Below are 13,170 nucleotides of genomic sequence, written 5' to 3' on the forward strand. Positions count from 1 at the left end.
ATTTAACGTGCTTACGATCTACAACACGCTCACCAAGAGCAAAGAAGTCTTCAAGCCACTGGATGGCAACAAGGTGCGCATGTACGTGTGCGGCATGACCGTGTACGACTACTGCCACCTGGGCCACGGCCGCAGCATGGTCGCCTTCGACCTGGTGACCCGCTGGTTGCGCTTCAGCGGTTACGACCTGACCTACGTGCGCAACATCACCGACATCGACGACAAGATCATCAACCGTGCCCGCGAGAACGGCGAGTCGTTCGAAGCGCTGACCGAGCGCATGATCGCGGCGATGCACGAAGATGAAGCGCGCCTGAACATCAAGAAGCCGGACATGGAGCCGCGTGCCACCGATCACATCCTGGGCATGCACGCGATGATCCAGACCCTGATCGACAAGGGCTACGCCTATGCCCCGGGCAATGGCGACGTGTACTACCGTGTCGGCAAGTTCATGGGCTACGGCAAGCTGTCGCGCAAGAAGATCGAAGACCTGCGCATCGGCGCGCGGATCGAAGTCGACGAGTCCAAACAGGACCCGCTGGACTTCGTATTGTGGAAAGCCGCCAAGCCGGGTGAGCCGAGCTGGGAATCGCCGTGGGGCGCCGGGCGTCCGGGCTGGCACATCGAATGCTCGGTGATGTCCACCTGCTGCCTGGGCGAGACCTTCGACATTCATGGCGGCGGCAGCGACCTGGAGTTCCCGCACCACGAAAACGAAATCGCCCAGAGCGAAGCGGCCACCGGCAAGACCTACGCCAATGCGTGGATGCATTGCGGCATGATCCGCATCAATGGCGAGAAGATGTCCAAGTCCTTGAACAACTTTTTCACCATCCGCGACGTGCTCGACAAGTACCACCCGGAAGTCGTGCGTTACCTGCTGGTGTCGAGCCACTACCGTAGCGCCATCAACTATTCGGAAGACAACCTCAAGGACGCCAAGGGCGCCCTGGAGCGTTTCTACCATGCGTTGAAAGGTCTGCCGAACGTGGCGCCGGCGGGCGGCGAAGCCTTCGTCGAGCGCTTCACTCAGGTGATGAACGACGACTTCGGCACGCCGGAAGCCTGCGCGGTGCTGTTCGAGATGGTCCGCGAGATCAACCGCCTGCGCGAGAGCGATCTGGATGCAGCGGCCGGCCTGGCAGCCCGTCTGAAGGAGTTGGCCAGCGTGCTGGGTGTGTTGCAGCTCGAAGCCGATGACTTCCTGCAGGCCGGTGCCGAAGGGCGCGTGGATGCAGCCGAAGTCGAGGCGCTGATCGCTGCGCGCCTGGCGGCACGTGCCGGCAAGGACTGGGCCGAATCCGACCGAATCCGCGACCAGCTCACTGCCATGGGCGTGGTGCTGGAAGACGGCAAGGGCGGTACGACCTGGCGTCTGGCTGACTGATAGATGTAATGCTTAAAAACAAAACCCGCCTTGTGCGGGTTTTGTTTTTAAGGGCTGTTTGCTATTTCTGCGGTGACAGGGCTGGCGTCTTCGCTGGCAAGCCAGCTCCTACAAGGTCGCGCCATTCGCCAAAATCATGTACACCACGGACACCGTAGGAGCTGGCTTGCCAGCGAAGGGGCCCGTCCGGCCAGCTCATCATTCAGTCTGGCGCAACCGTTTGTAAAGGGTATTCCTGCTCACCCCCAACCGTCTCGCCAGATACGAAATATTCCCTCCCGCCGCCTGCAACTGCCGATTCAAATCCTCGGCATCGTTCAGATCCACAGTTAACGGTTCCAGCGTATCGACCGGCTCCATTTCCAGATCGACAAAAAAATCATCCGGCAAATGCTCCGGCCTCATCGGCTGCTCCTCGGCCATGGCCAGCGCCACCTGCATCACGCTGCTGACCTGACGTAAATTCCCCGGCCACGGGTGGCGGTCGAACAGTTCCAATACCTCGCGGCTCAGTCCGGCCCATTGGCCGGGTTCGCGATGCTGTTCCCACAGGCGTTTGAACAGCGCCTCTTTATCGCCGCGCTCCCTTAACGGCGGCAGCTCCAGGGTCAGGCCGCCGATGCGGTAGTACAGGTCTTCACGAAACCGCCCCAGTTGTACCTGTTCGCGTAACGAGCGATTGGTCGCGGAAATGATGCGCAAGTCCACCGGGAACAACTCGCTGCTACCGACCGGCTGCACGCAACGCTCCTGCAACACCCGCAACAGTCGCGCCTGGGTCGGCAGCGGCATGTCACCGATTTCGTCGAGAAACAGCGTGCCTTTGTCAGCTTTGCGGATCAGCCCAATGCTGCCTTTCTGGTTGGCGCCGGTGAACGCGCCTTTCTCATAGCCGAACAGCTCGGACTCCACCAGTTCGGCGGGAATCGCCGCACAGTTGACGGCGATGAACGCTTGTTTGCTGCGCGAGCTGGCCTGGTGCAGGGCTTTGACGAACACTTCCTTGCCGACCCCGGTTTCGCCGTGGATCAGCAGGGGAATGTCTTTTTCCAGCAAGCGCTCGGCCTGACGCACGGCTTTTTCCACGCGGCTGTCGCCGAAATGCAAGGTGTTGAGGCTGATGGCTGCGGGTGCAGCTACAACCGGCTCGGTGAACACTCGAGGTTGAATTGATGCCTGTTTGGGGCGCTTCAACAGGCACTGGAAGCGGTTGCGCCCAGAGGTTTGCAGGGCGAAGGGCAGGCCTTCGGGCTGGTTGAGCAGTTCCAGCAGCGAGACCTTGAACAGGCTCTCGATGCTGACGCGCGACAGGCTGATGCCCAGTAGATTGTCGGCCCGGCGATTGGCTGACAGCACCTGGCCGGTTTCATCGAAGATCAGCAAGCCGGCCCACTGACTGTCGAAGTTGTTCAGGCCGGTATTGAACGTCAGCTGGAAATGCTGGCCATGGAACAGGTTGAGGATCAGCCGGTTTTCCACGGTCTGGCTCATCATCTTGACCATGCCCAGGGTGTGGGAGGGCGGCAGGTAGCTGTCACTGGACACGTCCAGCACCGCGATCACCTTGCGCTCGGCATCGAAAATCGGCGCGGCGGAACCGGTCATGAAGCGGTTGGCCTTGAGGAAATGTTCATCGTGCTCGATGTGCACCGCTTGTTCACAGGCCAGGGCGGTGCCAATGGCGTTGGTGCCGGTGCAGCGTTCCATCCAGCTGGCGCCGGCGCTGAAGCCCCGGGCCAGTTTGGGTTCGATAAAGCGCTGCGTTCCCCACGACGTGAGCACCTGGCCCTGATGGTCGGCGAGCATGATCAGGCAATTGGAATTGCTCAGGATGTTCTCGTAGTAGGGCAGCACTTCCTGGTGGGTGGTTTGCACCAGCGAATGCTGGCTCTCCAGCAGTTGCGCGATGCCCGCGGCCGGCAATTGGTCGAATGCCGGCGCGCTCTGATGACTGAGACCGAACGCGCGGCAACGGGACCAGGAGTCCTGGATGATGGCGTCGTGGGACAACGGCGATGCGGGTGCGGCCATGGCAGTCGATCTCTGAATCAGCATTCTTATTGTTTTTATGGGGTAACGCCGATCCCTGTAGGAGCGAGCTTGCTCGCGATGGACGTTAACGGAGATGAGGGCTGCCTGCATAAACGCAGCGCTCTCAAGTCCATCGCGAGCAAGCTCGCTCCTACAGGGGGCGTGAATGGTCCGTAGAGTGTTGTTCAGTATTGTTCACTGTCAATGGGCGAACTGTTCATTTGTTCATTTCCGATTGTTCATTTGTGTTCAGCAATGAACGTCGTATTGCCGTGGTTTCCTGGAATTTCAAATTGAATCAACAGCTTGAAATTTTTGGCACGGATGTCGCTTTAGAGCTCCGGTCGCTTGACTCCAATAATAAAAAGGCCGAGCCATGTCACTCACCCTGGAGCACGTCAGCCGCACCGTCGAGGGCCAGATCTGGATCGACGATGCCAACCTGAGTTTTGAACCCGGTTCCTTCAACGTTCTGCTGGGTCGCACCTTGTCCGGCAAAACCAGCCTGATGCGCTTGATGGCCGGTCTGGACAAGCCCGACAGCGGCCGCATCCTGATGAACGGTGTCGATGTCACCCAGCGCCCGGTGCGCCTGCGCAATGTGTCGATGGTGTATCAGCAGTTCATCAATTACCCGACCATGACCGTCTTCGAGAACATCGCCTCGCCGCTGCGCCAGGCCGGTGTATCCAGCGAGCTGATCCAGAGCAAGGTGCTGGAAACCGCGAAGATGCTGCGCATCGAGAAGTTCCTCCAGCGCCATCCCCTTGAGCTCTCCGGCGGCCAGCAACAGCGTACGGCCATGGCCCGGGCGCTGGTCAAGGACGCCGAGCTGATCCTGTTCGACGAGCCACTGGTCAACCTCGACTACAAGTTGCGCGAAGAGCTGCGCCAGGAAATGCGCGAGCTGTTCAAGGCGCGCCACACCATTGCCATCTACGCCACCACCGAACCCAACGAAGCCCTGGCTCTGGGCGGTACCACGACCATCGTTCATGAAGGCCGGGTGATCCAGAGCGGCCAGTCCTCGTCGGTCTATCACCAGCCGCAAACGGTGCTGGCGGCCGAGCTGTTCTCCGAGCCGCCGATCAATTTGATGCCGGGGCGCATTGCCGGCAACGAAGTGAGTTTCGCCAACTTCGTGCACTTCCCGCTGAACGTCGATCTGCGCCCGGTGGGCGAGGGCGAGTTCCGGTTCGGCGTGCGGCCCAGCCATATCTCGCTGGTGCCGAGCAACGACGATGACCTGGAATTGGCGGTGACCGTCGAAGTCGCGGAAATCAGCGGATCGGAAACCTTCCTGCACGTGCGCAACGAGCACTTCCTGCTGGTGCTGCACTTGCCGGGGGTTCACGAGTACGACGTCGATGCGCCGATCCGCATCTACATCCCGACCCATAAACTGTTTGTGTTCGATACGCAGGGGTGCCTGGTGCAGGCGCCGGGCCGGCGTGTCACGAGGGTTGCCTGATGGCCGAAATCCGTTTGCAGAACCTCGCCCACAGCTACACCAAGACCCCGGTGGGGCCGGAGGACTATGCGATCCGCGAGATGGATCACATCTGGGCGCAGGGTGGTGCCTACGCCTTGCTCGGACCATCCGGTTGCGGCAAGTCGACCTTGCTCAACATCATTTCCGGGCTGCTCAGCCCGTCCCAGGGCCATGTGCTGTTCGACGGCAAAGCGGTCAACGACCTGACCCCGGAGAAGCGCAACATCGCCCAGGTTTTCCAGTTTCCGGTGGTCTACGACACCATGACGGTGTTCGACAACCTGGCCTTCCCACTGCGCAATCAAGGCATGGTGGAAGCGAAAATTCACAGCAAAGTACAGGAAATCGCTGAAGTCCTCGACCTCCAGGCACTGCTGTACAAGAAAGCCCGCAACCTCACCGCCGACGAAAAACAGAAAGTCTCCATGGGCCGCGGGCTGGTGCGCGATGACGTGTCGGCGATCCTCTTCGATGAACCGCTGACGGTGATCGACCCGCACCTGAAGTGGAAACTGCGGCGCAAGCTCAAGCAGATTCACGAGCAGTTCAACATCACCATGGTCTACGTCACCCACGATCAGCTCGAGGCCTCGACCTTCGCCGACAAGATTGCGGTGATGTACGGCGGGCAGATTGTGCAGTTCGGTACGCCGCGGGAGTTGTTCGAGCGCCCGAGCCACACCTTTGTCGGCTACTTCATTGGCAGTCCGGGGATGAACCTGATCGACGTGCAGCCGCAACCGGGTGGCGTCGGTTTTGCCTCGACCCATCTGCCGCTGTCGGAGGCCATGCAGCAGCGCATCGCCGAGTCCGAATGGAAAACCCTGAAAGTCGGCATTCGACCGGAGTTCGTCCATGTGTGGGACGAGGCGTTCGATGACGCGTTGCGGGCCCAGGTCGTACACGTCGAAGACCTGGGCACCTACAAGATCATGAGCCTCAACCTCGATGGCGTCCCCCTTAAAGTGCGCCTGGCCGAAGATAAATCGGTGCCCCAGGGCACGGCCTACATCAGTTTTCCGGCGCAATGGCTGATGGTCTATGCCGACGAGTTCCTTCTGGAAACCCGAGCCGACATTGAGGTGCAGCCATGAACAAGGTGCAGAACAACAAAGCCTGGTGGCTGGTGCTGCCGGTGTTCCTGCTGGTGGCGTTCAGTGCGGTGGTCCCGATGATGACCGTGGTCAACTATTCGGTGCAGGATATTTTCGACCAGTCCAGCCGCTATTTCGTCGGCGCCGACTGGTACAAACAGGTGCTGCTCGATCCGAGACTGCATGACTCCTTGCTGCGTCAGTTCATCTATTCCGCCTGTGTGCTGTTGATCGAAATTCCGCTGGGCATCGCCATTGCCCTGACCATGCCGACCAAGGGCCGCTGGTCTTCAGTGGTGTTGATCGTGCTGGCGATCCCGTTACTGATCCCGTGGAACGTGGTCGGCACCATCTGGCAGATCTTCGGCCGCGCCGATATCGGCCTGCTGGGGGCGAGTCTCAAGGCCATGGGCATCAGCTACAACTATGCGGCGAACACCATGGACGCCTGGGTCACGGTGTTGATCATGGACGTCTGGCACTGGACCTCGCTGGTGGCGCTGCTGTGCTTCTCTGGCCTGCGAGCGATTCCGGATGTGTATTACCAGGCGGCGCGGATCGACCGTGCTTCGGCCTGGGCGGTGTTCCGGCATATCCAGTTGCCCAAGCTCAAGAGTGTGCTGCTGATCGCGGTGATGCTGCGCTTCATGGACAGTTTCATGATCTATACCGAACCGTTCGTACTCACGGGCGGCGGTCCTGGCAACGCCACGACCTTCCTCAGTCAGACCTTGACCCAGATGGCCGTAGGGCAATTCGACCTGGGACCGGCAGCGGCCTTCTCGCTGGTGTACTTCCTGATCATCCTGTTGGTGTCCTGGCTGTTCTACACCGCCATGACTCATTCCGACGCCAACCGCTGAGGCCCGGCCATGAGCAAGAGAAAGCTTATTCCGCTGCTGATCTACATCCTGTTCCTGCTGGTGCCGATCTACTGGCTGCTGAACATGTCCTTCAAGAGCAACACCGAAATCCTCGGCGGCCTGACGCTTTTCCCACAGGATTTCACCCTGGCCAACTACAAGGTGATCTTCACCGACCCGAGCTGGTACACCGGCTACATCAACTCGGCGTACTACGTGAGCCTGAACACGATCATTTCCCTGACCGTGGCGCTACCGGCGGCCTATGCGTTTTCGCGTTACCGATTCCTTGGCGACAAGCACCTGTTCTTCTGGCTGCTGACCAACCGCATGGCGCCACCGGCGGTGTTCCTGCTGCCGTTCTTCCAGCTGTATTCGTCGATCGGGTTGTTCGACACCCACATCGCCGTGGCCCTGGCCCACTGCCTGTTCAACGTGCCCTTGGCGGTGTGGATTCTCGAAGGCTTCATGTCCGGCGTGCCCAAGGAAATCGACGAAACCGCCTACATCGATGGCTACAGTTTTCCCAAGTTCTTCGTGAAGATTTTCATCCCGCTGATTGGCTCCGGCATTGGCGTCACGGCGTTCTTCTGCTTCATGTTTTCCTGGGTCGAACTGCTGCTGGCACGAACCCTCACTTCGGTGAACGCCAAACCGATCGCCGCGGTGATGACCCGCACGGTCTCGGCATCCGGTATCGACTGGGGAGTGCTGGCGGCAGCGGGGGTGTTGACCATCCTGCCGGGCATGCTGGTGATCTGGTTCGTGCGCAACCACGTGGCCAAGGGCTTTGCCCTGGGCCGGGTATGAGGAACTGATGATGGAATGGATGAGCTGGACCACCCCGACGGCGGCATTCTTCAGCGTGATTGCCCTGATCCTGGTGGTCATGACCACTTGGGAATTGCGTTCGCCGAGCATCCTTCGGCGTGGTTTTCTGCCGATTGCCACCACCCGTGGCGATCGCTTGTTTATCGGTCTTCTCGGCAGCGCCTACCTGCACTTGCTGGTAATCGGCGTCACCGACTGGAGCATCTGGGTCGCCTTCGCGATGTCCCTGGTGTGGCTGTTGGCTGTGATGCGTTGGGGCTAGTCGAATCGCTCGGCAATGTTGCTCCGAAACTTAAACAGGAGGTCTCTATGTTCGACAAAAACAATAAGCTGCGACATAGCATTTCATTGGCAGCCATGCTGGCACTCAGCGGTTTGAGCGTTTCGGCCTGGGCCGATGCCTACGAAGATGCCGCGAAAAAATGGATCGGCAGTGAATTCAAACCGTCCACTCTGACGGCCGAGCAGCAGCTTGAAGAGCTGAAGTGGTTCATCAAGGCGGCGGAGCCATTTCGCGGGATGAACATCAAGGTGGTGTCGGAAACCATCGCCACCCACGAATACGAGTCCAAGGTGCTGGCCAAGGCCTTCACCGACATCACCGGGATCAAGCTGACCCACGACTTGCTGCAGGAAGGCGACGTGGTGGAAAAACTACAGACCGTGATGCAATCGGACAAGAGCATCTATGACGGCTGGGTCAACGACTCGGACCTGATCGGCACGCACTTCCGTTACGGCAAGACCGAATCGATCACCGACCTGATGGCCAACGAGGGCAAGGACTTCACCTCGCCGACCCTGGACATCAAGGACTTCATCGGTATCTCGTTCACCACCGCGCCGGACGGCAAGATCTATCAACTGCCTGACCAGCAGTTCGCCAACCTGTACTGGTTCCGCGCCGACTGGTTCGAGCGTCCGGACCTCAAGGCCAAGTTCAAGGAAAAATACGGTTATGAACTGGGCGTGCCGGTGAACTGGTCAGCCTATGAAGACATCGCCAAATTCTTCAGCGAGGACGTCAAGGAAATCGACGGCAAACGCGTCTACGGGCACATGGACTACGGCAAGAAAGACCCGTCCCTGGGCTGGCGCTTCACCGATGCCTGGTTCTCCATGGCCGGTGGCGGCGACAAGGGCATCCCCAACGGCTTGCCGGTGGACGAGTGGGGCATCCGCGTCGAGGACTGCCATCCGGTGGGTTCCAGCGTGACCCGCGGCGGCGACACCAACGGGCCGGCGGCGGTGTTCGCCACCACCAAGTATGTGGACTGGATGAAAAAGTACGCGCCACCGGAAGCGGCGGGCATGACCTTCTCCGAATCGGGTCCCGTGCCGTCCCAGGGCAGCATCGCCCAGCAGATCTTCTGGTACACCGCGTTCACTGCCGACATGACCAAACCGGGACTGGCGGTGATGAACGCCGACGGCACGCCGAAATGGCGCATGGCGCCGTCGCCACGCGGACCGTACTGGGAGGAGGGGATGAAGCTGGGGTATCAGGACGTGGGTTCGTGGACGTTCATGAAGTCGACGCCTGAGAAACAGAAACTCGCAGCCTGGCTCTACGCGCAGTTCGTGACCTCGAAAACCGTGTCGCTGAAGAAAACCATCGTCGGCCTGACGCCGATCCGCGAGTCGGACATCAACTCGCAAGCCATGACCGACCTGGCCCCGAAACTCGGTGGCCTGGTGGAGTTCTACCGCAGCCCGGCCCGCGTGCAATGGACCCCGACCGGGACCAACGTGCCGGACTATCCACGCCTGGCACAATTGTGGTGGAGCCACATCGCCGAAGCCGCCAGCGGCGAGAAAACCCCGCAACAGGCACTCGACGGCCTGGCCAAGGATCAGGACGCGATCATGACCCGTCTGGAACGCTCGAAGGCACAAGCCACCTGCGCCCCGAAAATGAACCCCGAGCGCGACGCGCAATACTGGTTCGACCAGCCGGGTGCACCGAAGCCGAAACTGGCGAACGAGAAGCCTAAGGGCGAGACCGTGAGCTATGCCGAACTGCTGAAGTCTTGGGAGGCGGCGCGTAAGTAAAGTGGTTGTAATGTGAAACGCGAACGGCACCGCAAGGTGCCGTTTTACTTTGTGCCTGATCTACCGCCTCCGGGCGGCGGTCTGACGAAGAGGCCATGCCAGACGGCCAGCTTTTCCAGCCGAACAAACATCTGTCAGAAACGCTGATCGCTGAGCTGGCTAACCGCTTATGGAACAGAAATCTTATTCGTGGGAGCCTTCGAAATCATCATGTATGTCATCAGGCAGAGGCGCGTCGAAGTCTTCGGGAAGCACCAATTTAACTTTCATTGCTCCTATACGTTGGTGAAAGGGTTCAGCATCACTCAGACGCTCAGTAGCCAACGTATCAAAGCCTTCTACGGGTTCGGAAAAGCTGTCACGGTTCATTTTCGTTCTCGCATTAATATCGTCATCCAGCAGCTTGAGGCACAACCTATAGATGTCAGAGCTCCAAGCACCATTGGCGGGTACATGCTAGTCCGCTAATGGTGCGTTGCGACTGAAAGTCAGGTGAAGCCACAGCTGCCGGGACTATTCCGGCGGGTCAAGTTGGTCCAGCGCGCGATTGACCGCTAGTTCGCCCAGCATGATGACTTGCGCAATACCTAGTAGGGAGTTGCGCCTGGGCCCATCCATATGGTCCGCCAAATCCATGGTCATGACATTTGCCGAGGCCAGCGACTCGCAAGCATGGGCCAGGAGGGTTGCGGTATCTAGCTCGGGATTGACGATGAACATCGTGCCGGGTGTGCGCGGAGTGTCCATGATGGGGACCTCTGGCTTTAGGTGATAGTCGATGTCGCGCTCTGCGGCTTCGTGAAGGCTTTTTGAATCGAGGGTTTCGTACGGGGAAGCCGGATCGGTGTCTGGCGGATTAGGTGTGACCTTGAACATAGATGGAACTCCGATGCTATTTAAAAGGAGCCATCACCACCTCGCTACCAAACGAAGGGTGGCGACCATACGAAGGTTGGTAGACCGGGCATCGGAACCGGCGCTCCCGAAGGAGCCCTGCGCATGGCCACCATAAAAATACCGCCCAAACATTGGACAGCAAAAAGGTGACGCTATGCGTCGATGCTACGGGTCTACCAAACCCGGTCACTGTTTTTTTCAGCGACCGGCAAACGATAGGACCCATGTCAAAGACGCACAAGCCGGCGGATTCTGTCTTACCTGTAGGTAACGCCGCAAGGTGTTGTAGCTTTCACGAAGTAACTTTCCGAAACGATTAAACGGGTGTGTTTAGATTTCTTTGAGCGCCGCGCAGGTGAGCAGGGTTCTCACGCAGTCTGGGAAGATGTCGTTTATTAGTCTACCCATCGAGATACGCTCGCTCGTGAAAAACGCCACACACACAACGCGCTTTCACTGCGCGAAAAATTATCTTTTAGAACTACCGCTGTAGGAAATGGGTTGTTGGTTATTAGGAAAATTCCTATTCGTTCATTTGGCTATGCCATTGGATTGCGTTCAGTACGCGTTCCACCGTCTTATTCGTCGTCGCCCAATATTTTCTCTGCTCAGCACTTCTGCCGAGATGAGAAGGGAAGGCAACTCAAACCGATGACGATAAGGACGTTGCAAATGAATGCACCTGTGCACCCCCTGTATACCAACGAAGTCTCCGCTGAATTTCTTCGCAGTCTTGACGCCCCCCATTTCACAGAAGAACGACTTGCACACTTTTGTGACGAAGCTCTGGCGGTTGTTCGCCAGCAGCAGGCATACGTAGAAGCTCATCCCGCTCGCGCCATTTATCGCTTCGCAACCGAAGGCAGCCAAACCCGCGACGGCGGGGTGGTCCAGCAAGCGACATCGCCGCTGGAGTTCACCCTGGAGAGCGGCCGGAGCGTACGTGCGGCACTGAAAGGCGATTGCGTCCTGTACGCCGATGGGCGTACGGCGCAGATCGTCACGGGCGCGGGACAAGAAAATAGCGATGTAGCGCTGGTCGGCAGCCGTCTCTGCAATGGCGATGAGGTCATCAACACTTTACAAGGCGGTTGTTTGTTGGTGGGGCGTGAAGGTGTGCCGATGGCCGAGGACTTTCTGCCTTCCATCAAGGAGGAGGAACATCAATGAACGAAGGACATTTCATTGGCCTGCATGACAAGACCACCTGTGGCGGCAAGGTCCTGGATGGTGACACCCGGATCATGATGTACGGCATTGCCCATGCCCGCGAGGGTGATCGAGTCACCTGTGGCAAGGACGGCAAGACCTACAAGATTGTCGGTGGCATTTCGCACATGATCAGTCATGGCAAAGCCATGGCGGGCACGCTGGACAGCCACAGCGATTGTCCCTGCAAGGCCCGACTGATCCCCTCGGTGGTCACGGCCACCTATAGCAGTGCTAATTCTGCACCGCGAACGGACAGGAGCGGTGTGCAACCCGTTTCCAGCGCTGCAACCAGTCAACCGGCCGCGCCACGTCAGCCTGGTTTCGCCCCTTCGTACCCACCGGCGCCTGTGATATTCGCCCGAGCGGAACCTCAAGAACCGGGCTTCTATGTGGTGCCCAAAAGCATGACCCGCGAGGCCTTGGAGGCCACGTTGTTTGCCACGCCCGGTGCCGCCGCGATGCGCAAGTTTCAAGCGCTGAATCCAGGTCTCGGTGACGTCAAAGCAGGTTCGCTGATCGTGCTGAGCGACCCGAACAACACCTTCTGCACCTATCAGGAAGCGCAGCTGATGCAGGCCGCGCAACAGGTCAGGGCGGCCCTCGACCCTCTGACGCCGGAGGAGGCCGAATTCATGCACCGCCACGGCGCTGAAATCGCCAGTTTTACCAGCGAGACTTCGACCTGGCTCGGCGTCAGCGCGGCGGTAATGGAAAAGCACCTGACTCGACTGCGCGACACCCTGCAAGCCATGGAGCGCCTGCATCAGGACAGCTATCGTCAACACGGCCACCTCAAATCACCGCAGTTCTTCGCCGAACGCCAGCGCCTGCTCGCCCAGCTGGATGCCCACTTGCTGGACTCCACTCGCCTGCGTGGCCAGACGACCTTGGGCGATCACCCGAAGTTGAAGACGGCCCTCGGCATTTCCAGTCGCAGTCTGGTGCACCACTGGGACAAAGCCGGTGCGCCGGGACAGATACCGGGGTATGCCACTCATGTGAATGCGGTCAGTCGGGCGGCGAAGTACATGGGCGCCGGTGGTTACATCGGCATTGGAATTGGCGGAGTTTCTTCGTTGCTGGCTATTCAGGAGGTTTGTGTTGGTGACTCTGGAACGGCTTGTGAGAAGGTTAAATTTACTGAAGGAGGGAAATTTTTCGGATCTACAGCAGGTGGGGTGGCGGGCGGGGTGGGCGTGCCTTGGGCTGGTCGTTCTGTTTGCTTGGCGCTAGGGGCTAGCACGGTAGTAGGTGGAGTGATCTGCTTTGCGGCCTTGGTAGGGATTGGCACATGGGTGGGGACAGAAG

At 59.1% G+C, this 13,170-nt stretch carries 12 protein-coding genes; 9 read left to right on the forward strand and 3 right to left on the reverse strand.

The genetic code is table 11. The features are described from left to right. Positions 1 to 7 precede the first annotated feature (7 nt). On the forward strand, positions 8 to 1,390 hold the full coding sequence (cysS, locus tag KGA81_RS28815; RefSeq protein WP_223550875.1) for a cysteine--tRNA ligase: 1,383 nt from the start codon (positions 8 to 10) through the stop codon (positions 1,388 to 1,390). A gap of 198 nt (positions 1,391 to 1,588) precedes the next feature. Here the strand turns inward: cysS and KGA81_RS28820 are convergent, their stop codons facing one another. Further along, positions 1,589 to 3,421 carry a sigma-54-dependent Fis family transcriptional regulator gene (locus tag KGA81_RS28820; RefSeq protein WP_223550877.1) on the reverse strand — a complete coding sequence of 611 codons (1,833 nt, stop codon included), beginning with the start codon at positions 3,419 to 3,421 and terminating at the stop codon, positions 1,589 to 1,591. Between the two features lie 376 nt (positions 3,422 to 3,797). Here KGA81_RS28820 and KGA81_RS28825 point away from each other — a divergent pair, with 376 nt between their 5' ends. Genes KGA81_RS28825 through KGA81_RS28850 form a run of 6 tightly spaced genes read left to right on the forward strand, consistent with a single transcriptional unit; the run spans position 3,798 to position 9,753 of the window. Beyond that, complete coding sequence (locus KGA81_RS28825) at positions 3,798 to 4,892, forward strand: ABC transporter ATP-binding protein (RefSeq protein WP_223550879.1); 1,095 nt, start codon at positions 3,798 to 3,800, stop codon at positions 4,890 to 4,892. Continuing rightward, positions 4,892 to 6,007 carry an ABC transporter ATP-binding protein gene (locus tag KGA81_RS28830; RefSeq protein ID WP_223550881.1) on the forward strand — a complete coding sequence of 372 codons (1,116 nt, stop codon included), beginning with the start codon at positions 4,892 to 4,894 and terminating at the stop codon, positions 6,005 to 6,007. Before KGA81_RS28825 ends, KGA81_RS28830 begins: the two co-directional genes overlap by 1 nt. Continuing rightward, positions 6,004 to 6,870, forward strand: coding sequence for a carbohydrate ABC transporter permease (locus KGA81_RS28835; RefSeq protein WP_108219065.1), 867 nt, complete (start codon positions 6,004 to 6,006; stop codon positions 6,868 to 6,870). The genes KGA81_RS28830 and KGA81_RS28835 overlap by 4 nt, the downstream gene beginning before the upstream one ends. Positions 6,871 to 6,879: 9 nt before the next feature. Next, positions 6,880 to 7,680: a carbohydrate ABC transporter permease gene (locus KGA81_RS28840; protein WP_108219064.1), complete on the forward strand. Its 801-nt coding sequence runs from the start codon at positions 6,880 to 6,882 to the stop codon at positions 7,678 to 7,680. A gap of 10 nt (positions 7,681 to 7,690) precedes the next feature. Beyond that, positions 7,691 to 7,963: a DUF2160 domain-containing protein gene (locus tag KGA81_RS28845; protein ID WP_223550884.1), complete on the forward strand. Its 273-nt coding sequence runs from the start codon at positions 7,691 to 7,693 to the stop codon at positions 7,961 to 7,963. Between the two features lie 47 nt (positions 7,964 to 8,010). Then, positions 8,011 to 9,753 carry an ABC transporter substrate-binding protein gene (locus tag KGA81_RS28850; RefSeq protein ID WP_223550887.1) on the forward strand — a complete coding sequence of 581 codons (1,743 nt, stop codon included), beginning with the start codon at positions 8,011 to 8,013 and terminating at the stop codon, positions 9,751 to 9,753. Between the two features lie 183 nt (positions 9,754 to 9,936). Here KGA81_RS28850 and KGA81_RS28855 read toward each other — a convergent pair whose 3' ends face one another. After that, positions 9,937 to 10,122, reverse strand: coding sequence for a hypothetical protein (locus tag KGA81_RS28855; protein ID WP_223550889.1), 186 nt, complete (start codon positions 10,120 to 10,122; stop codon positions 9,937 to 9,939). Between the two features lie 144 nt (positions 10,123 to 10,266). Further along, a complete protein-coding gene (locus KGA81_RS28860) occupies positions 10,267 to 10,629 on the reverse strand; it encodes a DUF6124 family protein (RefSeq protein ID WP_223550891.1) in 363 nt (120 codons plus the stop codon). Positions 10,630 to 11,322: 693 nt separating this feature from the next. Between KGA81_RS28860 and KGA81_RS28865 the strand changes: the two genes are divergently transcribed. Further along, a complete protein-coding gene (locus KGA81_RS28865) occupies positions 11,323 to 11,820 on the forward strand; it encodes a hypothetical protein (protein WP_223550893.1) in 498 nt (165 codons plus the stop codon). Further along, the coding region (locus KGA81_RS28870; protein WP_223550896.1) for a PAAR domain-containing protein at positions 11,817 to 13,170 on the forward strand (1,354 nt) is incomplete at its 3' end. The genes KGA81_RS28865 and KGA81_RS28870, both read left to right, overlap by 4 nt.

Source organism: Pseudomonas sp. A-B-19, assembly GCF_019947515.1.
Taxonomy (GTDB): domain Bacteria; phylum Pseudomonadota; class Gammaproteobacteria; order Pseudomonadales; family Pseudomonadaceae; genus Aquipseudomonas.